Origin of the sequence: Oerskovia sp. USHLN155 (genome assembly GCF_037145535.1) — a bacterium.
In the GTDB taxonomy this organism is placed as follows: Bacteria; Actinomycetota; Actinomycetes; order Actinomycetales; family Cellulomonadaceae; genus Oerskovia; species Oerskovia rustica.
Map to the genome: position 1 here is coordinate 19314 of NZ_JBBCXG010000008.1, position 21141 is coordinate 40454.

Below are 21141 nucleotides of genomic sequence, written 5' to 3' on the forward strand. Positions count from 1 at the left end.
GGACTGGCAGCATGGTCGGCATGGAGTTCCAGGACGTCGTCCGCCGCCGCCGCATGGTCCGACGCTTCACGGACGAGCCCGTCCCGCCGCAGGCCGTGGACCGCATGCTGCGCAACGCGGTCCGCGCACCCAACGCGGGCTTCACGCAGGGGTGGGCGTTCGTCGTCCTCGACACGCCCGACGGCGTCGCGCGCTTCTGGTCCGCGACCTCGCCCCGCGCGGTGGCCGGGGCGGGGGCCGACGGCGTGGGTGCTGCCGGGGGCGCGGGCGAGGGTGACCCGGGGGCCGCTGCCGAGGCGGCTGGCGGGGCCCGAGAGAACCGGTGGCTCACCGGGATGCGGACTGCCCCCGTGGTCGTCGTGGTCCTGACGTCGCGCGAGGCGTACCTGCGGCGGTACGCCGAGGACGACAAGGCACGCGCGTCGGCCCAGGCCGCGGGCGACGGGGACGCGCCGTGGGACGTGCCGTACTGGCACGTCGACGCGGGCATGGCGTCGCTGCTCATGCTCCAGACCGCGGTCGACGAGGGGCTGGGCGCGTGCTTCTTCGGGGTGCCGCCGGGGCAGGTCGAGGCGTTGCGGGAGGCGTTCGAGGTACCGGACGAGTTCCTGGTGACCGGGGTGGTCGCCGTCGGGCATGCGGCGGACCCGGCCCCTGGGGAGGGTGCGGGGGGACCTGGGGCCGGCGCTTCGCCGTCGAGCGGATCGCCGACGCGGCGCCCGCGCCGACCGCTCGAGCACGTGGTGCACCGCGGCGGGTGGTGAGCGGCGTCGTCAGCGCAGGTCGAGCCGCATGAGCACGCGTGGGAAACCGTTGAGCACCGAGCCGGTCGTCGCGGCCTGCGTGAACCCGGCGTCCTCGAAGAGCTTCTTGGTGCCCGCGTAGGCCATGGTCAGGTCGACCTTCTTCCCCTGGTTGTCGAGCGGGTACCCCTCGACGGCCGGTGCGCCCTGCTCCCGCGCGAAGGCGACCGCGCCCTTCAGCAGGTGGTGCGAGATGCCCGACCCCCGGTGACCGGGGCGCACCCGCACGCACCACACCGACCACACGTCGAGGTCGTCGACGTGCGGGATCTTGCGGTTGCGCGCGAAGCTCGTGTCGGCCCGCGGGTGCACCGCGGCCCAGCCCACGACCTCGTCGCCCTCGTACGCGAGCACGCCGGGCGGCGGGTCCTGGCGGCAGAGCCTGCGCACGATCTCGCCCCGCTCGGGGCCGACGAGCGCGACGTTCTCCTTCGAGGGCAGGCGGTAGCTCAGGCACCAGCACACGTTGGCGTCGGGCCGCTTGGGCCCGACCATCGTGCGCACGTCGGCGAACACCGTCGCGGGCCGCACCTCGATCGTCATGCGGCCACGATGCCATCGGGTGCCCTCGCCTGCTTGTCAGGACGAGCGTGGCCTCCGGTGCTCGCGTGTTCTGACCGCCTGGCGGAGTGGAGGGGGTCAGCTCCGGTGGGCCCGGTCCATGGCCCGGTGCAGCTCGGACAGCTCGTCGCGCGCCCGCACGTCCGCGGGAAGCTCGGACCAGTCGTCGAGCGTGTCGAGGTCCACCGCGGTCCCGGTCCGCTGCACGACGGCGGCGCGCACGCCCCGCAGCCCGGCCTCGGCCAGGTGCGCCTCGAGGCTCCCGACGCCGAAGCGGAACGCGAACGGTGCGTCGGCGTCGAGCACCAGGAGGTTGGTGCCCGAGCGCGTCCGGTCGGTCGCGACGACGACCGGTGCGTCCTCGGCGAGCAGGGCCTCGACGTCGTCGGTCGTGAGCGCAGGGAGGTCGGCGTGGGCGACGAGGAGCCGGACGGGTCGCGCGGCCGGGGCCGCGGCGCCCTCGCGCGCCGGGTCGGCGAGGCTCGCGACGATCTCCCGCCCGACGTCGAGCGCGGCGTTCAGCCCCGGACGGCTCGCGGGCTGCAGGACGATCTGGAGGCGGCCGGGACCGTCGCCCTCGGCGCTGTCGCCGTCACCGTCGGCGGACGTGTCGGTCACCGTCGGCGGGGCGTCGTCCATCGGCGGCGGCACCGGCACCGGCTCGACCAGGCTCCCCAGCGCGCGCCACGTGAAACGAGGGTCCGACGTCACCACGAGCACCCGCTCCACGGCCTCGCTCGTCAGCAGCGTCCCGACCACGTGCCGCGCGAGCGTCGCGATCAACCGGCTGCGCTCGGCCGGGTCGAGCACGGTCGCGAGCCGCGACTTGCCCGACGAGCCGTCGCGCAGCGGCACCACGGCCACCACCCGCTGCCGGGCCGGGGACGCACCCGCCGCACCCGTGCCCGCAGGGTGGGCGGCGCCGTCGGGCGTCATGCCGAGGCCGCGAGCAGCTCGCGCGCCAGGCGCTCGCGGCCCTGCGCCCCACCCATGACCGTGTCCGTCACGAGGACCTCGAGGCCCAGGTCCTCGATCGCCGGCGCGAGGTCGCGGTCGGTCTCGTCGATGCACATGACGTCGACCAGCCCCACGTACAGGCGCGCGACGCCGAGCGCCGAGACGTCGTGCCCGAGGCTCGCGAGCACCGACGCCGCCGGGCCCTTGAGCGCGCGGCCGCCGACGATCGGGCTCACCGCGACGCGACGGGCCGTCGAGGACGCGAGGGCGTCGCGCACGCCCGGCACGCTCAGGATCGGCTCGATCGACAGGAACGGGTTCGACGGCGCGACGACCAGCAGGTCCGCGCCCGAGACCGCGTCGAGCACGCCCGGGGCCGGGGTCGCCTGCGCGGCGCCCACGAACGTCAGCCCCAGGACCTCGTCGCGGTGCTGGCGGGCGACGAAGTACTCCTGGAAGCCCAGCGACCCGTCGGCCGTCTCCACGACGGTCGCCACGAGGTCGTCCGTCATGGGGAGCAGGCGCGAGCGCACGCCGAGCGAGGCCGTGAGCCGGGCCGTGACCTCGGTCAGGCTCGCCCCCGCCCGCAGGCGAGCCGTGCGCACCACGTGGGTCGCGAGGTCCTTGTCGCCCAGCGTGAACCAGGTGTCCTCGCCCAGGCGCCGCATGGCGTCGAGCGTCGCGTAGGTCTCCCCGGCCAGTCCCCAGCCGCGCACGTCGTCGGCGAGGCCCGCGAGCGTGTACGTCACGGTGTCGAGGTCCGGGCTGATCGCGAGGCCGTGCAGCTCGACGTCGTCGGCCGTGTTGACCACGACCGTGAGGTCGGCCCCCGCGAGCTCCATGCCGTGGGCGAGCTTCGCGCCACCCACACCGCCTGCCAGGACCGTCACCCGCACGTCGTTCACCACCGGTCGAGCATAGTTGGGTGGCCTGGCACGGCGGACCCGCCGCTGTCCGGTGGGAGGGGTCCGTCTGCACGAGACGGATGGTGGCGCAGAGGTCCCAGGGACCCGTCTCGTGCACGATCACCCGTCTCGCGCCCGTGGCGCGGCGGTGCGCTCAGAGCAGCGGCAGCATGCGCCCCAGGTCCGGCACCGAGTCCGAGGTGTGGAGCGGCGCGAGCGCACGGGCCAGGACGTCGACGTCGTAAGGGATGCGGCCCGTCGCGAGGCGGACCCACAGGCGCGGGTCGACGACCTCGAGGCTCCAGCCGCCGCGCGTCACGACGATGCGCAGCAGCTCGGCGGCGACCATGTCCAGGGCGCCGCGGTCGACGGCCTTCTCGGCGACGCCCGGCAGGCTGCGCTCCAGGTCGTCGGCGTGCACGACGAGCTCGACGAGGCGCGAGATCACCATGTCGCGCAGCGTGATGGGGCCGCGGCGGGCCTGGACCACGGTCTCGGTGGGGGCGAGCTCGTCGAGGCGTGCGAACGCGCGACGGGCGTACCCGGTGACGGCGGCCAGCCGGTCCGCCGCGATCTCCTCGTCGAGGGCGCGGGTCACCTCGGCGATCTGCTCGGCGCGCTCGGGGTAGGTGCCGAGGTACTCGGCGAGCGTGAGCGGGTTGGTGCCGGGGGCGACCGGCCCTGCGGCCACGAGCGCGTCCATGGCGCGGCCCAGGTGGGACACGAGCTCACCCACGGTCCAACCCACCAGGACGCTGGGCTGGTCGACCGCGTCGTCCAGGGTGTCGTCGAGCGACCCGAGCCACCTCTCGAGGCGGTCCCACTGTGTACGGAGGGCTGCGGTGGCCTCGGCCAGGTCTGCGGTCATGGGGACATCGTGCCGGGTGCGGGGCGCGGCGTCACGCGCGGTGCGCAGGGTGGACGTCCGGGGGCGGGACGCCGAGTGTGCAGTTCGGGTCGTCGCCGGTGCGCACGGACGACCCGAACTGCACGCTCGACGAACCAGCCGCGGAGCCGCGGCCCGCCGCAGCGCCCTCAGACCTGCGCGCGCTCCCCGAGGAACTGCGTGACCATGGGCCCGAGCTGGTCGAACTCGATGAGGAACCCGTCGTGCCCGAACTCCGAGTGCAGGAGACGCAGCGGCTGCGCGCCCGGGATGCCCTGGGCGATCCGTGCGGAGTGCTCGGGGAGGAACAGGCGGTCGGTGTCGACGGCCACGACGAGCGCGCGGGCCGTGATCTGGCCCAGGGCCGCGTCGACGCCGCCGCGGTCGCGGCCCAGGTCGTGCGTCAGCATGGACTCGGTCAGCACGACGTAGGAGTTCGCGTCGAAGCGGCGCGAGAGCTTGTCGCCGTGGTGGTCCAGGTAGGACTGGACGGCGTAGCGGCCGTCCGTGAACGGGTCCTCGCCGCCCTGCGGCAGGCGGCCGAAGCGCTCGTCGAGCTCGCGTGCGCTGCGGTAGGTCGCGTGCGCGATCTGCCGCGCGATGCCGAGGCCCACGTGGGGGCCCTGGTCGTCGGGCACGTCGTAGTAGTCGCCGCCGCGGTACTGCGGGTCGGCACGGATCGCGCCGAGCTGCGGGTGCGCCCACGCGATCTGGTCGCCCGACGTCTGGGCACCTGACGCGATGACCGCGACCGACTCGACCGTGATGCCGGCCTCGGGCCCGAGGATCGCCCACTCGAGGACGCGCAGCCCGCCCATGGACGCGCCGATCACGAGCTCCCACGACGAGATGCCCAGGGTGCGGGCGAGCTCGATCTCGACGGCGACCTGGTCGCGGGTCGTCACGCGCGGGAAGCGCCCGCCCCAGGGGCGGCCGTCCGGTCCGTCCGACGCGGGGCCCGTGGTGCCCTGGCAGCCGCCGAGCACGTTGGGCGCGACGACGAAGTACCGGTCGGTGTCGATGGGGGCGCCCGGCCCGACCATCGCCTCCCACCAGCCCGCGGACAGGTGGCCGGGTCCGGTCGGGCCGACGACGTGCGAGTCCCCGGTCAGCGCGTGCAGCACGAGGACGGCGTTGGAGCCGTCGGGCGCGAGCGTGCCCCAGGTCTCGTACGCGACGCGCACGTCCGGGAGCCTGCCCCCGGCCTCGAGGTCGAACGTGCCGACGTCGGCGAAGAGGCGGTCCCCGGCGTCGTCCCCCTCGCGCCACGCGGCCGAGGCCGGGACCGGCGCCTTGGCCCGGGCGCGCGAGTCCGAGCCGCGCAGCGGGCGCGGGGACGCGGAGGGAGCCGGAGAGGTCATCGCCGTCCACTGTACGGCCGGGGCACCGGGCGCGCCCCGGCCGTCCAGAATCGTCATCGCGTGTCCCGGCGTCCTACTCCGCCGTGACCGAGGCAGCGGTCGCGGCGTCGGACCCCAGCGCGGCCTTCGCGGCGGTGAACCCCGCCTCGAGGTCCGCGAGGATGTCGTCGACGTGCTCGATCCCGACGGACAGGCGGACGAGGCCCGGCGTCACGCCGGCCTTGACCTGCTCCTCGGGGCTGAGCTGCGCGTGCGTCGTGGACGCCGGGTGGATGACGAGCGAGCGGACGTCGCCGATGTTGGCGACGTTCGAGTGGAGCGTGAGCGCGGACACGAACGCCTGCCCGGCGTCGGCGCCGCCGTCGAGCTCGAACGTGACGATCGCGCCCGCTCCGCGCGGCGTGTACTTCTGCGCGTTGGCGTACCAGGGGCTCGACGGGAGGCCCGCGTAACCCACGGACACGACGTCGTCGCGCGACTCGAGCCACGCCGCGACCGTCTTGGCGTTCTCGACGTGGCGCTCGACGCGCAGCGACAGGGTCTCGATGCCCTGGGCGATGAGGAACGCGTTGAACGGCGAGATGGCCGACCCCAGGTCCCGCAGGAGCTGGACGCGCGCCTTGAGGATGTAGGCGAGGTTCGCGCCGAGGATGCCGTCCACGCCGAGGTCACGGGCGTACACGATCCCGTTGTAGCTGGGGTCGGGGGTGTTGAAGTTCGCGAACCGCTCAGGGTCCTTCGAGAAGTCGAAGTTCCCGGAGTCGACGATCACGCCGCCGATCGCCGAGCCGTGCCCGCCGAGGTACTTGGTCGCGGAGTGGATGACGATGTCCGCGCCGAACTCGATGGGACGCAGCAGGTAGGGCGTCGCGACGGTGTTGTCGACGATGAGCGGGACGCCGACCTCGTGCGCCGCGGCGGCGACGGCCTCGATGTCGAGGACGTCCGCCTTGGGGTTGGGGATGGTCTCGGCGAAGAACGCCTTGGTGTTGGGGCGGGCCGCGTCGCGCCACGCCTGCGGGTCGTGCGGGTCGGTCACCCAGGTGGTCTCGACGCCGAGCTTGGCGAGCGAGTACTGGAGCAGGTTGTACGTGCCCCCGTACAGCGAGGGGCTCGCGACGACGTGGTCGCCGGCCTCGGCGACGTTGAGGATCGCGAACGTCGTCGCGGCCTGGCCGGACGCGAGGAGCAGCGCACCGACGCCGCCCTCGAGGTTGGCGATGCGGTTCTCGACGACCTCGGCGGTCGGGTTGCCGATGCGCGTGTAGATGGGGCCGAGGTCCTTGAGGGCGAAGCGGTCGGCGGCGACGCCTGCGTCGGGGAAGACGAACGACGTGGTCTGGTAGATCGGCAGCGCGCGGGCCCCGGTGGTGGGGTCGGGCGTCTGGCCGGCGTGGATCTGGCGGGTCTCGAAGGACCAGCGGGGCTCGGTGCTCATGGTGGCTCCTTGGGGGTGCGGGGGAGGGAGCCGCAGGTGCGTCCGGTGGCCTGGTTCCGGGGCGGTCCGCGGCGGGGCAGTGAGGGGACTGGTGCGCACGCGGTGGGCGGGTCCGGCCGGAGGTCGGGGGCTGCGGCTGACGGTCGTCGTCAGGTCGCCGGTCCGAGGTGCGTCCGGGTGCCGCCCGCAGGGCAGGCGAACGTGCGCTGGGGGTCAGCTACACATTCGGCGGCAGGTCATGCCCCGAGAGTAGGTCGGCATCTCATCCGGCGATACCCCCATCTCGCCATGCGAGACCAGCAGGGTCGACATTCACCCAGGGGCGGCCTCTGTTCACCCGTGTACCGAGTCGCCTCCCCGCGGGGCGCCGGAGAGACTGGACGTCGGCCGCCACCGCGGCCCCACGGCCGCCGGTGCGGCCGACAGTCCCGACGACGCATAGGAGGAGCGTGACGCTCTCGCAGCCTTCCCCCCAGCAGGCGACACCCGCCCGACGGCGCCGCGCACCCCAGGAGACCGGGGCGCCCCGGGGCGCTGGACGCCTCGCGGTCGTCGCGACCCTGGCCCTCGCGCTCACCGGTGGGGTCGCCCCGATCGCGGAGGCCGACCCGTCCGACGACGACGCCCGCTCGGCCCAGCAGGACGAACGCTCGGTGAACCAGCGTGTGGCCCAGATCGAGGCCGACCTCGCGGTCCTCGCAGGACAGCAGGACGACGCCTGGATGCGCGCGGGCCTCGCGGCCGAGGACGCGACCGACGCGCAGATGGAGCTCGACGCGGCGAAGGCCGAGGTCGAGGCTGCGCAGGCTGCGCTCGACGAGGCCGAGGCCGGGGAGGCCGGAGCGCGGTCCGCCATGGGGGCCACGTACCGCGCGTCGCGTCAGTCCGGTGGCTCCCTCGACACGCTGCGCGTCGTGCTCGACGCCGACGAGCTCGACCAGATCGTCGCGTCCGAGCAGGCGCAGCGGCTCACGGGTCGCAAGGTCCAGGCGGTCGCCGACGGGCACCGCACGGCGCGCGCCCTGGCGGACTCCGCACGGGCACGGTCGGTCGCGGCCCAGGAGGAACGTGCCGCCGCCAGCGAGCGCGCCGACCAGACCTTGGCCACGGCCCTGCAGGCGCAGCAGGGGATCGACGGTGCGGTGCGGGCCGCGACGGCGCGCCGTGACGAGCTCCTCGCGGACCTCGCGGCGGCACGGGCCACGACCGTCGAGGAGGAACGCGCACGCCAGGACGCCCTGGACGCCGAGCGTCGGCGGGCGGCCGAGGAGCAGGCGCAGGGGGACCGTGGAGGCCAGAACGTGCCGTCTCCGGGCACGGGCGGAACCCCGACGGCCCCGCCGTCGGGCGGGGGGAGCGTCGCGCCGCCGGTGCCCCCGCCCGTCACGCCACCCGTGACGCCCCCGGTCACGCCGCCGGTGACTCCGCCGGTGACTCCGCCGGTGACCCCGCCGGTCACGCCGCCGGTGACTCCGCCGGTGACCCCGCCGGTCACGCCGCCCGTGACGCCCCCGGGATCGGGTGCCGCCAAGGGCCAGGCCGCGGTCGACTGGGCGCGGACCAAGATCGGCGCCGACTACCTCTGGGGCGGCAACGGCCCCGCGTACGACTGCTCGGGGCTCACGTCGCAGGCGTGGTCGAGCGTAGGCGTCAACATCACCCGGACCTCTCGCTCGCAGTACGCGAAGGTGGCGAAGGTCGGCTACGACCAGCTCCGTCCCGGGGACCTCATCTTCTACGGCAGGAACACGCAGGACCCGAGCACGATCTGGCACGTCGCGATCTACGCGGGCGGCGGTCAGATGATCGAGGCCTCGCAGCCCGGGGTGCCCGTCCGGATCACCCCGGTGCGCTGGACGAACACCATGCCGTACGCGGGCCGCCCCTGACCGGCGCACACCACCACGAGCCGCCACGACAGAAGGCCCGGACCCCCTCGCGGGGGTCCGGGCCTTCTGTCGTCGTCGGCGTGGTGCGTCCGACGAGCGGCGTCGTCAGTGACCGGGGGTGTGGTACCCGCTGTCGATCGCGCGCTGGATGGACCGCTCGATCTCGGCCTCGGCCTCGGTGCGGCCGGTCCAGTGGGCGCCCTCGACGGACTTGCCCGGCTCGAGGTCCTTGTAGACCTCGAAGAAGTGCTGGATCTCGAGACGGTGGAAGTCCGACACGTCGTCGATGTCCTGGCGCCAGGCAGCGCGCTGGTCGCCCGTGGGCACGCACAGGACCTTGTCGTCGCCACCGGCCTCGTCGCGCATGCGGAACATGCCGAGCGCGCGGCAACGGATCAGGCAGCCGGGGAACGTGGGCTCCTCGAGGAGGACCAGGGCGTCCAGCGGGTCGCCGTCCTCACCGAGGGTGCCCTCGATGAAGCCGTAGTCGTCCGGGTAGCGCGTCGAGGTGAACAGCATGCGGTCAAGGCGGATGCGACCTGTCGCGTGGTCGACCTCGTACTTGTTGCGCTGGCCCTTCGGGATCTCGATCGTGACGTCGAACTCCACTGTTCTCCTCCAGTTGAACCGGCTCACCCGCTCGGTCGCGGTGTGGCGGTCGTGAATCGGCTGTCGTGCGCACGCGGCCCCGGCCGTTCCGACCGGTGAACCCGGCCGGGCGGTGTGGACCACGAGGTTCCAGGCCAGCATGCGCCCTCTAGTGTGACACGAACGGCCTGGGACGGCGGTGGCCGGACCCGGGGGACTCCGTGGTTCCTGGGTGATAATGCGCACGTGAGCGGTGCCCCCCTGGGCGTCGACGGCAGGAGGGAAGAGGGACGAGATGGGTTGGGCTGCACGCACCGGGATCACGGCTGGGATCGTGGTGGTGCTCGCGGGCGGCTACCTCACGGCGGACGCGTACGACGTGGTTCCCGGCGTCCTGACGACGGCTCCCGCGGTCGCCCCTGCCACGCCCTTCCCGAGCCCTCCCGGTGCCGTCGACTCCGCCTCACCTGCACAGACGCTCCCGGTCCTCGACGAGTCGGCTCCGCTGCCCGACGCCGCGGCGATCTCCGCCTCGCTCGACGCGCTGGTCGAGGACCCACGGCTCGGCAGCCGGGTGGGCGGCGTCGTGATGGACCGGATCACGGGTGAGGTGCTCGCGCAGAGCGGCGCCGACACCCTCATGGTCCCGGCCTCGACCCAGAAGGTCTTCACGGCGGCTGCGGCCCTCGCCTCCCCGGGGCCCGAGGTGACGCTCACCACGAAGGTCGTCGAGGTCGACGCCGGCACGATCGCCCTGGTCGGTGGCGGCGACATGATGCTCGCGGCGGGTGCGGGCGACCCGTTGGTCGTCAACGGCCGGGCGGGGATGGCGGACCTGGCGACGCAGGTCGCGGGCGAGCTCACGCTCACCGGGAGGACGACCGTGCGCCTCGTGGTCGACGACCGCTACTTCGCCGGTCCCACGGTCAGCCCCGCGGTGTTCCCCGGCAACGTGGCGGCGGGCTACATCGCCCCCGTGACCTCGGTCGCGGTCGACATCGCCCGCCTGAGCGACGCGGAGTACGCCAAGCGCAGCGCCGACCCGTCGCTCGCCGCGGCGGAGGTGCTCGCGGCGCGCCTCACCGAGCTGGGCATCACGGTCGAGGGTGCTCCCTCGCGGGGCGAGTCCGCCTCGACGGCCAAGGTGCTCGGGTCGGTCGAGTCCGCGCCGCTGAGCGAGATCGTCGCGTACTTCCTCCAGCACTCGGACAACACCATCACCGAGGTCGTGGGTCGCCTGGTCGCGATCGACGCGGGGCTGCCCGCGACGTTCGACGGCGCCACGCAGGCGGTGAGCGCGAGCGTCTCGCGCCTCGGGGTGGACCTGACGGGGGCCGTCCTGGCCGACTGCTCGGGGCTCGGCGACGGGTCCGCGGTCTCGGCCGCGCAGCTCGCGGCGGTCGTCGAGCTCCTGGCCGACCCTGAGCAGCCGGGCCTGCGCGCGGGCGCGGTCGGGCTGCCCGTCGCGGGTCTGTCCGGCACGCTCGACGACCGCTACCTCTCCTCGCCCGGCAGGGGCGTGGTCCGCGCCAAGACGGGGAGCCTGCCGAACGTCACGTCGCTCGCGGGGACGGTCGTCACGGAGCAGGACCGTCAGCTCGTGTTCGTGCTCCTCGCGGACGCCTTGCCCGAGGGCGGCACCTACGGCGCGCGTCAGCTCATGGACGGGTTCGTCGGAAGCCTGGTGGGTCCGAAGGACTGACGCCCGCCCGCCGAGGGTGACGCGGCCGCAGCCCGACGGTGACCGTCGCCCGGTCCCGCGCACCGGCTACGGTGGGGCGATGACGTCTTCCGTGGTCGGCGCGCCGCTCGTCGACTGGACCTCTGCCGCGCAGATCGCCGCCCGGGTCGCACCCCCCGGGCCGACCGCCTCGCGCGACGAGCTCGCCGTCCTCGTGGAGGGGCTGCGCGAGGCGGCGTCCGCCGCGGTGCCGCACGTCCTGCGCGTCACGCGCATGGCGCCGAGCAGGAGCGTCTCGCACGCCGAGGCGGGCGAGGACCCGACCGCGGCCCTCTCGGAGGTCTTCGTCGTCGACCGGTCGCGGTGGGCCCGGGCCAACACCGAGGTCATGGCGAGCCTGACGGACGGCGTCGCGGAGTCGCTCACCGGCCCGGGCGACAAGCCCGTGTCGGCGACCACGGCGCTCGTCGGGGCGGCACAGGTGGGAGCGGTCCTCGCGGCGCTCTCGAGCCGTGTCCTGGGCCAGTTCGACCCGTACAGCGCGCACGGCTCGGCAGCTCCCGGACGCCTGCTCCTGGTCGCTCCGAACGTCCTGCAGCTCGAGCGCGACCTCGACCTGGTCCCCGCGGACTTCCGCCTGTGGGTGTGCCTGCACGAACAGACCCACGCGCTCCAGTTCGCCGCGGCCCCGTGGCTCGCGGAGCACCTCCGGGCCTCGGCCCGTGAGCTGCTCGTCGGCCTCTCGGAGTCCTCGCGGCAGCTCGCCGAGGCGCGTCTGCGCGACAAGCTCACGACGGCCGGCCGGGTCGTCCTGCGGGCCGTTCGCGGGCAGGAGGGCGGGGTCGCCCACGGGTTGCTCACGTCCGACCAGCAGCGTTCGCTCGCGGAGGTGTCGGCGGTCATGGCCCTCCTGGAAGGGCATGCCGACGTCATGATGGACGCCGTCGGGCGTGCGACCGTCCCCACCGTGCGCCGTATCCGGGCGCAGTTCGAGGCGCGCCGCGACGGGCAGGGCAGCAGCACGCTCGACACGGTCCTGCGCCGCTTCCTCGGCATGGACGCCAAGCTCGCCCAGTACCGCGACGGTGCGGCGTTCGTGCGCGCGGTCGAGAAGCAGGTGGGGCGTGACGGGCTCAACGCGGTCTGGTCGACCCCGGAGCACCTGCCCTCCGCCCGCGAGATCGCCGACCCCGGGGCCTGGGTGCGCCGGGTCCACGGCTGACGCGCCGGTGGTCGGTCCTCGTCCTGCCGAGGCGGCAGCGCGTCGCGCCGTGCGCAGCGCTCTCCGGGACCTCGTCCCCGGTTCGCTCGTGCTCGTGGCCTGCTCGGGCGGTGCGGACTCGCTCGCGCTCACGGCCGCGACGGCTTTCGTCGCCTCGCGCGACGGGCTGCGCGCCGGGGCCGTCGTGGTCGACCACGGGCTCCAGCACGGCAGCGCGGAGGTCGCGGCCGTCGCGGCGGCGCAGTGCCGTGCGCTCGGGCTCGACCCGGTCGAGGTCCGGCGGGTCGAGGTCACGGGCGCGGGCGGGCTCGAGGCGGCGGCACGCCACGCGCGCTACGCCGTGCTCGACGACGTCGCTCACCGGACGGGGGCCGCGGCGGTCCTGCTGGGGCACACCCTCGACGACCAGGCCGAGTCCGTCCTGCTCGGGCTCGCGCGCGGGTCCGGGGCCCGGTCCCTCGCGGGCATGGCCGCCGTCCGTGGGACCTACCGTCGTCCGTTCCTGGGGTTGCGGCGGACCGACACCGAGGACGTGTGCACCGCGAACGGCCTGACCTGGTGGACCGATCCCACGAACGGCGTGCCGTCCCCGGGCCGCCCGGCGGACCCGAGGGGCGCGACGATCTCGGGTGCCGCGCCGGCCGCGAGCGCACTGGAGGAAGCGCCCGCCGCGCCCCTGCCGCTGCGCTCGCAGGTGCGTGCGCGTGTCCTCCCCGTCCTCGAGGACGTGCTCGGACCGGGCGTCGCGGTCACGCTCGCCCGGACCGCCGACCTGCTCCGCGAGGACGCCGACCTCCTCGACGAGCTCGCAGGCCGGCTCCTCGACGAGGCGCGCGTCGTCGACCCTGCCGACGCGGAGCCTCGCCCGGGCCTCGCCCCTGTGGTGCTCGACACCGAGGTGCTGCGGTCCGCCCCGGCCGCGCTCCGCCGTCGGGCGCTGCGACGCGCCGCGGCCGAGGCCGGGAGCCCCGCCGGGTCTCTCTTCGCGAGCCACGTCGCGACGCTCGACGCGATGATCACCGACTGGCGCGGCCAGGGGCCCGCTCACCTGCCGGGCGACCTCCGGGCACTGCGGACCCGTGGGAGACTCTTCCTACGGCCCGCACGTACCCCCTCGCAGGAGCGAACCGTGCCCGCCGAGACCCCAGCAGAACCAGCACAGGAGTGAAACCCGTGGACTCATCCGACGTCGGCAACGACCTCGAGAACATCCTCCTCACCGAGGACCAGCTCCGCGGGAGGCTGGTGGAGCTCGCCGAGCAGATCGACCGCGACTACGCGGGCAAGGACCTCCTCCTCGTCGGCGTGCTCAAGGGCGCCGTCATGGTCATGGCGGACCTTGCGCGCCTGCTGCACCACGACGTAGAGATGGACTGGATGGCCGTCTCGTCGTACGGGTCGGGCACCAAGTCCTCGGGCGTCGTGCGCATCCTCAAGGACCTCGACGCCGACCTCACGGGCCGTCACGTGCTCATCGTCGAGGACATCATCGACTCGGGCCTGACGCTGTCGTGGCTGCTGTCGAACCTGCGCAGCCGTGGCCCTGCCTCGGTCGAGGTCGCCGCGATGCTCCGCAAGCCCGACGCCGCGAAGACCGAGGTCGACGTGCGCTACATCGGCTTCGACATCCCCAACGAGTTCGTCGTGGGCTACGGCCTGGACTACGCGGAGAAGTACCGCAACCTGCCGTTCGTGGGCACGCTCGCCCCGCACGTCTACTCGTCCTGACGCGCTCCACCGTGCCCGTGCGGTGACGGGGGAGGGGACCACGGCTCGTCGCCGTGCGCCCTGCTCGCGTCACCCGCGGGCCGCCCGCGGCCCCGGCCGCCACCCGTTGCGGACGTCGCTCGTCGAAGCAACGCCCTGGGCGAACAGACCAGCCAACTGCCAGGTTGTGCGTGTAACTTCACTGGCGGAACCATTGCGCGAGTGGAGGGATACGGGGGATCGTCCCCGTCGCCGATGAACATCAAGAAGATTCTCAGCGGACCGATCATCTGGATCGTCGTGGGCCTGGCGATCCTCGGGATCGCCTTCATGGCGCTGTCCGGGCCCAGCGTCCACCGAGTCGACACCTCGACGGGCCTCGAGCTCCTCAAGGACGGCAAGGTCGAGCAGGCCCTCATCGTCGACGGCGACCAGCGTGTCCAGCTGACGCTCACCGAGGACTACGAGGTCGACGGCAAGTCCCAGGGCAAGAGCGTGGAGTTCTTCTACGTCGCGCCCCAGGGCGAGGCCGTCGTGAACGCCGTCACGGAGGCGGACCCCCCGAAGGGCTACAACTCCGAGATCGCGCGTCCCTCGTTCCTCGCGTCGGCCCTCTCGCTCATCCTGCCGTTCCTCATCATCGGCCTCGTCTTCTGGTTCCTGCTGTCCCGCATGCAGGGCGGCGGCTCGAAGGTCATGGGCTTCGGCAAGTCCAAGGCCAAGCTTGCGTCCAAGGACACCCCGCAGGTGACGTTCGCCGACGTCGCGGGTGCGGACGAGGCCGTCGAGGAGCTCCACGAGATCAAGGAGTTCCTCGCTGAGCCCGACAAGTTCCAGGCCGTGGGCGCCAAGATCCCCAAGGGCGTGCTGCTCTACGGGCCTCCCGGGACCGGCAAGACGCTCCTGGCGCGCGCGGTCGCGGGCGAGGCCGGCGTGCCGTTCTACACGATCTCGGGTTCCGACTTCGTCGAGATGTTCGTCGGCGTCGGCGCGAGCCGCGTGCGTGACCTGTTCCAGCAGGCCAAGGAGAACTCGCCGGCGATCATCTTCGTCGACGAGATCGACGCGGTGGGCCGTCACCGCGGCGCCGGCATGGGCGGCGGGCACGACGAGCGCGAGCAGACCCTGAACCAGCTCCTCGTCGAGATGGACGGGTTCGACGTCAAGACCAACGTCATCCTCATCGCCGCGACGAACCGCCCCGACATCCTCGACCCCGCGCTGCTGCGTCCGGGGCGCTTCGACCGGCAGATCGCGGTCGAGGCCCCCGACCTCAAGGGCCGTGAGGCGATCCTCTCGGTGCACGCGCAGGGCAAGCCGATCGTCCCCGAGATCGACCTGGCCGCCGTCGCCCGCCGGACCCCCGGCTTCACGGGAGCCGACCTGGCCAACGTCCTCAACGAGGCCGCGCTGCTCACCGCGCGCTCGGGCGCCCAGCTCATCGACGACCGCGCCCTCGACGAGGCCATCGACCGCGTCATCGCCGGCCCGCAGAAGCGGACCCGCGTGATGAACGTCAAGGAGCAGAAGATCACGGCGTACCACGAGGGCGGTCACGCCCTGGTCGCCGCGGCCATGCGCTACACGGACCCCGTGACCAAGGTGACGATCCTGCCGCGCGGTCGCGCCCTGGGCTACACCATGGTCATGCCGCTCGAGGACAAGTACTCCACGACGCGCAACGAGCTGCTCGACCAGCTCGCCTACGCGATGGGTGGCCGTGTCGCCGAGGAGCTCGTGTTCCACGACCCGACCACGGGCGCCTCGAACGACATCGAGAAGGCGACCGCGATCGCCAAGAAGATGGTCACCGAGTACGGCATGAGCGAGCGCGTCGGTGCGATCAAGCTCGGCACCGGCGCCGGCGAGCCCTTCATGGGCCGCGACATGGGCCACACGCGTGACTACTCCGAGTCGGTCGCGGGCACGGTCGACCACGAGGTGCGTCGGTTCGTCGAGGCCGCGCACGACGAGGCCTGGGAGGTGCTCGTCCAGTACCGCGACGTCCTGGACCACCTGGTCCTGGAGCTCCTCGAGAAGGAGACCCTGAACCAGGCCGAGCTCGCGCAGATCTTCGCCCCGGTCGTCAAGCGCGACCCCCGCGAGGTCTGGCTCTCGAGCGAGCAGCGCGCCGTCTCGCACCGTCCTCCGGTCCTGACCGACGCCGAGAAGGCCGCCATGCCCAAGGACCCGCTGGGCGAGCCGATCGTCGTCCCGCAGGACGAGGCCGCGGCCGCGAACGACGAGCTCCCGCCCGAGCGCATCGGCGAGGTCCCCGCGGACCGCATGGTCGACGACGGGCAGGTCTGACGTGACAGCACGGGCCGAGCAGGGCCTGCGGGCCGCGGCCGACGTCCCCGAGTACGACGAGGAGCGGGCGCGCACCGCGGTGCGCGAGCTCCTCCTCGCCGTGGGGGAGGACCCGGACCGAGAGGGCCTCCAGGAGACCCCCGCCCGGGTCGCCCGCGCCTACCGCGAGATCTTCGCGGGACTGCGCCAGGAGCCCGGCGACGTCCTGACCACCATGTTCGACCTCGGCCACGAGGAGATGGTGCTGGTCAAGGACATCGAGGTCTACTCGACGTGCGAGCACCACCTGGTGCCCTTCCACGGCGTCGCTCACGTGGGGTACATCCCGAACGCCGACGGCCGCATCACGGGCCTGTCCAAGCTGGCCCGGCTGGTCGACGTCTACGCGCGCCGCCCCCAGGTGCAGGAGCGCCTCACGACGCAGATCGCCGACGCCCTGGTCGAGCACCTCGAGCCGCGCGGCGTGATCGTCGTGGTCGAGTGCGAGCACCTGTGCATGTCCATGCGGGGCGTCCGCAAGCCGGGTTCGCGGACGGTGACGTCGGCGGTGCGCGGCCAGATGCGCGACGGCGCCACGCGCGCCGAGGCCATGAGCCTGATCCTGGGACGGTAGGCACGCAGCAGTGCGGTACACACAGCACGACGGCGCGCTCCCCGGTCCGCCCTTCGCGGGGATCGGCCGGACGCTCGTCATGGGAGTCGTCAACGTCACGCCCGACTCCTTCTCCGACGGCGGCGAGTGGTTCGAGCCGCGCGCGGCGATCGAGCACGGCCTCGAGCTGCTGGCCGAGGGGGCGGACGTCCTCGACGTCGGGGGCGAGTCCACACGCCCGGGCGCGGGGCGCGTGCCGGTCGAGGAGGAGCTCGCCCGGGTGCTGCCCGTGATCTCGGCCCTCGCGGACCGGGGAGCCGTGGTGAGCGTCGACACGACGCGGGCCACGGTCGCCGAGCAGGCGGTCGCCGCGGGCGCCCAGATCATCAACGACGTCTCGGGCGGCCTCGCGGACCCGGAGATGGCCGCGGTCGCCGCCCGGACCGGTGCAGTCTTCGTGGCCATGCACTGGCGCGGTCACGCGGACGTCATGGACGACCTCGAGGTGTACGACGACGTCGTGACCGACGTCCGGGACGAGCTCGCCGCGCGCGTCGAGGCGCTGCGCGCGGCAGGCGTGCGCGACGACCGGATCGTCCTGGACCCGGGCCTCGGCTTCTCCAAGGCGGGCTCCACGAACTGGCCCCTCCTGACGCACCTGGGCGCCCTGCGCGAGCTCGGGTTCCCGGTGCTGGTGGGCGCGTCTCGCAAGCGCTTCCTGGGACACCTGCTCGCCGGGCGGGACGGCACGCCCGCCCCGCCGCTCGAGCGGGACGCGGCGACCGCCGCGATCACGGCCCTCGCCGCCGCGGAAGGGGCCTGGTGCGTGCGCGTGCACGCGGTCCGGGCCTCGGCCGATGCCGTGCGGGTCGCTGCCGCGTGGACTCGGGCCGGTCGCACAGGGGAGGATGCCAGCGGGGGATCGGTCGTCATGACGTCGTCCCTCCGGGCCCCCGCGGGGGCAGGCGGCGCCGGTCACGGCTCCTGGCCTGCGACGACGGACCACGTGGGGCAGGCGGGGCAGAGCACGGACGACCACGGAACGAACGACAGCGACGACAGGAGTACGACGTGAGCACAGCGTTCGCAGGGGCGGTGCAGGGGACCGACGGGCGCCCGCTCGACCAGATCCGGCTCACGGGGCTCAGCGCGACGGGCCACCACGGCGTGTTCGAGCACGAGCGCCTGGAGGGGCAGCTCTTCCGTGCAGACGTGGTGCTGCACCTCGACACGCGCCCGGCCGCGGCCGGTGACGACCTCGCGGACACCGTGAGCTACGCGGTCGTCGCCGAGGACGTCGTCGCGGTGCTCGCCGGTTCGCCCGCCGACCTCATCGAGACGGTCGCCGAACGGGTCGCCGCGGTCGCGCTGCGCCACCCGGCGGTCGTCGCGGTCGACGTGGCGGTGCACAAGCCGCAGGCGCCCATCGCCGTGCCCTTCGACGACGTCGAGGTCGTCGTCCGTCGTGACCGCGTCAAGGTCCCGGTCGTGGCCGACGAGGTCCCCCGCGTCGTGCCCATCCCGGTCGGGTCGATCACCCCGGCCGTGCTCGGGAACGTCGCCGTCACGGAGCCGGCCGCGCCGCAGGACCAGCACGTCGTCATGCCGCCGTCGATCCCGCCAGTGTCTCCCGCACCGGCACCGGACCGCTCACCGGACCAGGGCGTGTTCGCTGCCACCGCCGAGGACCTCGGTCCGGCCGCCGACGAGGCGCCGCACACGGGCGGGGTGTCCGACCAGGAGTTCGTCGACGCCCTCGACTCGTTCTACAGCGCTCCCGAGGACGCGTTGAGCGCCCCGGCGGAGACCTTCGAGCCCGTCGTGGAGGAGCCCGCCGCTCAGCCCGACGCGCCGGCCCCCGAGGCCGCCGTCGAGCCGGCACCCCTTGCCGAGGTGTCCTTCCACGAGGCCGTCGCGGCGTCGTCGGAGGTCGTGGAACCGGCCGCCGCACCCGCCGTGGAGACTCCCGCCCCCGCCGCACAGCCTGCGGTGCCGGACGCCCCCGCGACCCCTGCCACCCTCGCAGCACCGGACGCGCCCACGGAGCGTGAGGCGCCCGCGGTCGACGGTCCGGATGCGTCCGGTGCCCACGCCCTGCCCGACGACGTCGCACCCGTCACGCACCAGGTCGCCGCCGAGCCCGCTCCGGCCGAGCAGGTCCCGGACGACCAGGTGCAGCCGATCGCCGTACCGGTCCCGGTCGAGCCCCTCCCGACGTCCGGGCACGATGCACCCCCGGCAGCGCCGTTCGCCGCCGAGGCGTCGAACGTCGACACGGGACCGGTCCCGCCGCTGCCGGAGCCGCTCGCTGCCCCCGTACCGCTGCCGGTGCGCGCCGCTCCGGAAGCCACCCAGGCACCGGCCGCCCCGGGGGCCGCAGCGGCGCCGGCCGAGCAGGCACCCGCCGCGGCGCAGGCTGCTCCCGAGCCGGAGCCCGTACCGGCCCCTGTGCTCGACCGGCTCGACGAGGCCCCCACGGGCTTCGTGCCGGTCGTGCTGGCGCTGGGCGCGAACCTCGGGGACGCCCAGCAGACGTTGCGCGACGCCGTGACCGACCTCGACCGGATCTCCGGCCTCGAGATCACCGACGTGTCGCCGCTCGCGCGGACCGCGGCCGTCGGGGGACCCGAGCAGCCCGACTACCTCAACGCGATCCTGCTGGCCCGGACCACCCTGGCGCCGCGTGCGCTCCTGCACGCCATCCAGGGGGTCGAGAACGCCCACGGGCGGGTCCGTGCCGAGCGCAACGGACCGCGCACGCTCGACGTCGACCTGATCGTCTTCGGCACGGTCACCGAGTTCACGGAGGACCTCGAGCTGCCCCACCCACGGGCGCACGAGCGAGCTTTCGTGCTGGAGCCGTGGGCGCAGATCGCCCCCGACGCCGTGCTGCCCGGCCTGGGCGGCGGCCCCGTCGCGGCGCTGGCCGCGACGGCGCCGGACCGCGGCGGCATCCGCTGGCTCGCTCTCGACTGGCTGACCGACGCCGAGCCCGAGCCCGAGCCCGCCCCGGTCGCGGCCCGTACCGACGAGGCCCCGGTGGCTCCCGCTGCGGCAGCGCCGACGCCTCAGGCGGAGCCGGCCTCCGAGGCGCAGGGAGCCGCGGTCGTGCCCGAGCAGACCACCGCCTCCACGCCGCCGCCCGCTCCCGGCGGTGCGACGCCACCTGCGCCCCCGCAGGACGCCGGCGCGCCCGCCGGGCACACGCCCGCGCAGGCACCGGCGAACCCGTTCGTGCCGGAGCAGCCCGTTGCGGCGCCGGTCCAGCCACCGACGCCGCAGGCCCCGCCGGCACAGACCCACCCCGAGCGGGCCGTGGAGGAACCGGGACCGTTCGTCCCGGCCTTCCACCCCGTGCACCCGCAGGACGGGCAGGAACCGCCGCACGCCCAGGTCCCGCCGCTGTGGTCCGACGTCTCCCAGTCCGCCCCGGCGGTCGAGCAGCGGGCCCAGGCGGTGCCTGCGCAGGCGGCGCCGGCCGCGCCGGCACCTGTGGCGTCCGAGGAGCCGGTGACCCCGCAGTTCCACCCCGTGCACCAGGCCCCGAGCCCGTTCGAGCCGCAGCAGGCCCCGGTGACCACTGAGCAGCAGGGCTCGCAGCCGGCCTCGCCGACGCAGCAGGGCCCCATCACGGGCGTGCCCATGTCCTTCCCGGCCGAGCTGCGCGGTCCGTCGAGCTGATGCAACGCACCAAGGTCACGACGCTCCTGCTCGTCACGGTCGCCACGACCCTGATCGGGTGGTTCGTCGTCGTCGGGCTGGAGCGTCGGGGCACGTACCTGCCGCACGTGCCCTGGATCGTCGACGTGGCCCTGGTCGCGCTCGCCGCAGCCGTGTTCTGGGCGGGCTGGGCCGTGCGGTCCTACCTCAAGGGGCGGCGTCCGTCGCTCGACCCCTTGCGAGCGGCCCGGACGCTCGTGCTCGCCAAGGCGGCGGCCCTCACCGGCTCGTTGCTCGCGGGCTGGTACCTCGCGCAGGTCGTCGCCGTGCTGGGGGACCTCGCGATCGAGGCGCGGCGCGACCGCGCGATCGCGGCGGGGGTCGCGGCCCTGTGCGCCGTGGTGCTCGCCGTCGTCGGGCTCGTCGTGGAGAAGTTCTGCCAGGTACCGCCCGACGACACCGACCCCGCGAACGGCGGACGGTCGCGCACCGGTGAGGCCGATCCCGAGGCCGGCGCCACGGCCTGACCCGAGGTCGGTCTTCCGGCCGACGCGCGGGCCGCGCCCGGATGGGAAGATGGG

Annotated in this window: 18 protein-coding genes; 11 read left to right on the forward strand and 7 right to left on the reverse strand. The window is 74.2% G+C overall.

Annotated elements, in window-relative coordinates; translation table 11 throughout:
• The first annotated feature begins 20 nt into the window (after positions 1-20).
• Positions 21-764, forward strand: coding sequence for a nitroreductase family protein (locus WFH32_RS12590; protein ID WP_336707708.1), 744 nt, complete (start codon positions 21-23; stop codon positions 762-764).
• A 9-nt stretch (positions 765-773) separates the two neighbouring features.
• Here the strand turns inward: WFH32_RS12590 and WFH32_RS12595 are convergent, their stop codons facing one another.
• From WFH32_RS12595 to WFH32_RS12620, 6 genes are all read right to left on the reverse strand, one after another.
• Positions 774-1346 carry a GNAT family N-acetyltransferase gene (locus tag WFH32_RS12595; RefSeq protein WP_336707709.1) on the reverse strand — a complete coding sequence of 191 codons (573 nt, stop codon included), beginning with the start codon at positions 1344-1346 and terminating at the stop codon, positions 774-776.
• A gap of 96 nt (positions 1347-1442) precedes the next feature.
• Positions 1443-2300: a 2-phospho-L-lactate guanylyltransferase gene (gene cofC, locus WFH32_RS12600; protein ID WP_336707710.1), complete on the reverse strand. Its 858-nt coding sequence runs from the start codon at positions 2298-2300 to the stop codon at positions 1443-1445.
• On the reverse strand, positions 2297-3229 hold the full coding sequence (gene cofD, locus WFH32_RS12605) for a 2-phospho-L-lactate transferase (protein WP_336707712.1): 933 nt from the start codon (positions 3227-3229) through the stop codon (positions 2297-2299). Before cofD ends, cofC begins: the two co-directional genes overlap by 4 nt.
• Positions 3230-3380: 151 nt before the next feature.
• Positions 3381-4094: a maleylpyruvate isomerase N-terminal domain-containing protein gene (locus WFH32_RS12610; protein ID WP_191796634.1), complete on the reverse strand. Its 714-nt coding sequence runs from the start codon at positions 4092-4094 to the stop codon at positions 3381-3383.
• A gap of 167 nt (positions 4095-4261) precedes the next feature.
• Positions 4262-5473 (reverse strand): homoserine O-acetyltransferase MetX, encoded by a 1212-nt coding sequence (gene metX / locus WFH32_RS12615; protein ID WP_336707713.1) that lies wholly within the window; start codon positions 5471-5473, stop codon positions 4262-4264.
• Between the two features lie 73 nt (positions 5474-5546).
• Positions 5547-6911, reverse strand: a complete 1365-nt coding sequence (locus tag WFH32_RS12620; RefSeq protein ID WP_336707714.1) for a bifunctional o-acetylhomoserine/o-acetylserine sulfhydrylase — start codon at positions 6909-6911, stop codon at positions 5547-5549.
• A 449-nt stretch (positions 6912-7360) separates the two neighbouring features.
• On the opposite strand from WFH32_RS12620, the gene WFH32_RS12625 reads away from it, so the two are divergent.
• A complete protein-coding gene (locus WFH32_RS12625) occupies positions 7361-8800 on the forward strand; it encodes a C40 family peptidase (RefSeq protein WP_336707715.1) in 1440 nt (479 codons plus the stop codon).
• A gap of 105 nt (positions 8801-8905) precedes the next feature.
• On the opposite strand, the gene WFH32_RS12630 is transcribed toward WFH32_RS12625, so the two are convergent.
• On the reverse strand, positions 8906-9409 hold the full coding sequence (locus WFH32_RS12630) for an inorganic diphosphatase (protein ID WP_056645206.1): 504 nt from the start codon (positions 9407-9409) through the stop codon (positions 8906-8908).
• A 274-nt stretch (positions 9410-9683) separates the two neighbouring features.
• On the opposite strand from WFH32_RS12630, the gene dacB reads away from it, so the two are divergent.
• The 9 genes from dacB (at position 9684) to WFH32_RS12675 (ending at position 21087) form a co-directional block, all read left to right on the forward strand.
• Positions 9684-11090 carry a D-alanyl-D-alanine carboxypeptidase/D-alanyl-D-alanine endopeptidase gene (gene dacB, locus WFH32_RS12635; RefSeq protein WP_336707717.1) on the forward strand — a complete coding sequence of 469 codons (1407 nt, stop codon included), beginning with the start codon at positions 9684-9686 and terminating at the stop codon, positions 11088-11090.
• Between the two features lie 79 nt (positions 11091-11169).
• Positions 11170-12291 (forward strand): zinc-dependent metalloprotease, encoded by a 1122-nt coding sequence (locus tag WFH32_RS12640; protein WP_191796629.1) that lies wholly within the window; start codon positions 11170-11172, stop codon positions 12289-12291.
• Positions 12292-12298: 7 nt separating this feature from the next.
• Positions 12299-13459, forward strand: coding sequence for a tRNA lysidine(34) synthetase TilS (gene tilS / locus WFH32_RS12645; RefSeq protein ID WP_442946337.1), 1161 nt, complete (start codon positions 12299-12301; stop codon positions 13457-13459).
• Between the two features lie 5 nt (positions 13460-13464).
• Complete coding sequence (gene hpt, locus WFH32_RS12650; protein ID WP_030144051.1) at positions 13465-14019, forward strand: hypoxanthine phosphoribosyltransferase; 555 nt, start codon at positions 13465-13467, stop codon at positions 14017-14019.
• Positions 14020-14253: 234 nt separating this feature from the next.
• Positions 14254-16308 carry an ATP-dependent zinc metalloprotease FtsH gene (ftsH, locus tag WFH32_RS12655; protein ID WP_191796627.1) on the forward strand — a complete coding sequence of 685 codons (2055 nt, stop codon included), beginning with the start codon at positions 14254-14256 and terminating at the stop codon, positions 16306-16308.
• A 1-nt stretch (position 16309) separates the two neighbouring features.
• Positions 16310-16921 carry a GTP cyclohydrolase I FolE gene (gene folE, locus WFH32_RS12660; RefSeq protein WP_404822027.1) on the forward strand — a complete coding sequence of 204 codons (612 nt, stop codon included), beginning with the start codon at positions 16310-16312 and terminating at the stop codon, positions 16919-16921.
• A gap of 79 nt (positions 16922-17000) precedes the next feature.
• On the forward strand, positions 17001-17975 hold the full coding sequence (gene folP, locus WFH32_RS12665; RefSeq protein ID WP_336707884.1) for a dihydropteroate synthase: 975 nt from the start codon (positions 17001-17003) through the stop codon (positions 17973-17975).
• The gene (gene folK, locus WFH32_RS12670; RefSeq protein WP_336707722.1) at positions 17972-20581 is read left to right on the forward strand and encodes a 2-amino-4-hydroxy-6-hydroxymethyldihydropteridine diphosphokinase; all 2610 of its coding nucleotides are present in this window, start codon (positions 17972-17974) and stop codon (positions 20579-20581) included. The genes folP and folK overlap by 4 nt, the downstream gene beginning before the upstream one ends.
• Positions 20581-21087 carry a DUF3180 domain-containing protein gene (locus tag WFH32_RS12675; RefSeq protein ID WP_191796626.1) on the forward strand — a complete coding sequence of 169 codons (507 nt, stop codon included), beginning with the start codon at positions 20581-20583 and terminating at the stop codon, positions 21085-21087. The genes folK and WFH32_RS12675 overlap by 1 nt, the downstream gene beginning before the upstream one ends.
• Positions 21088-21141 lie beyond the last annotated feature (54 nt).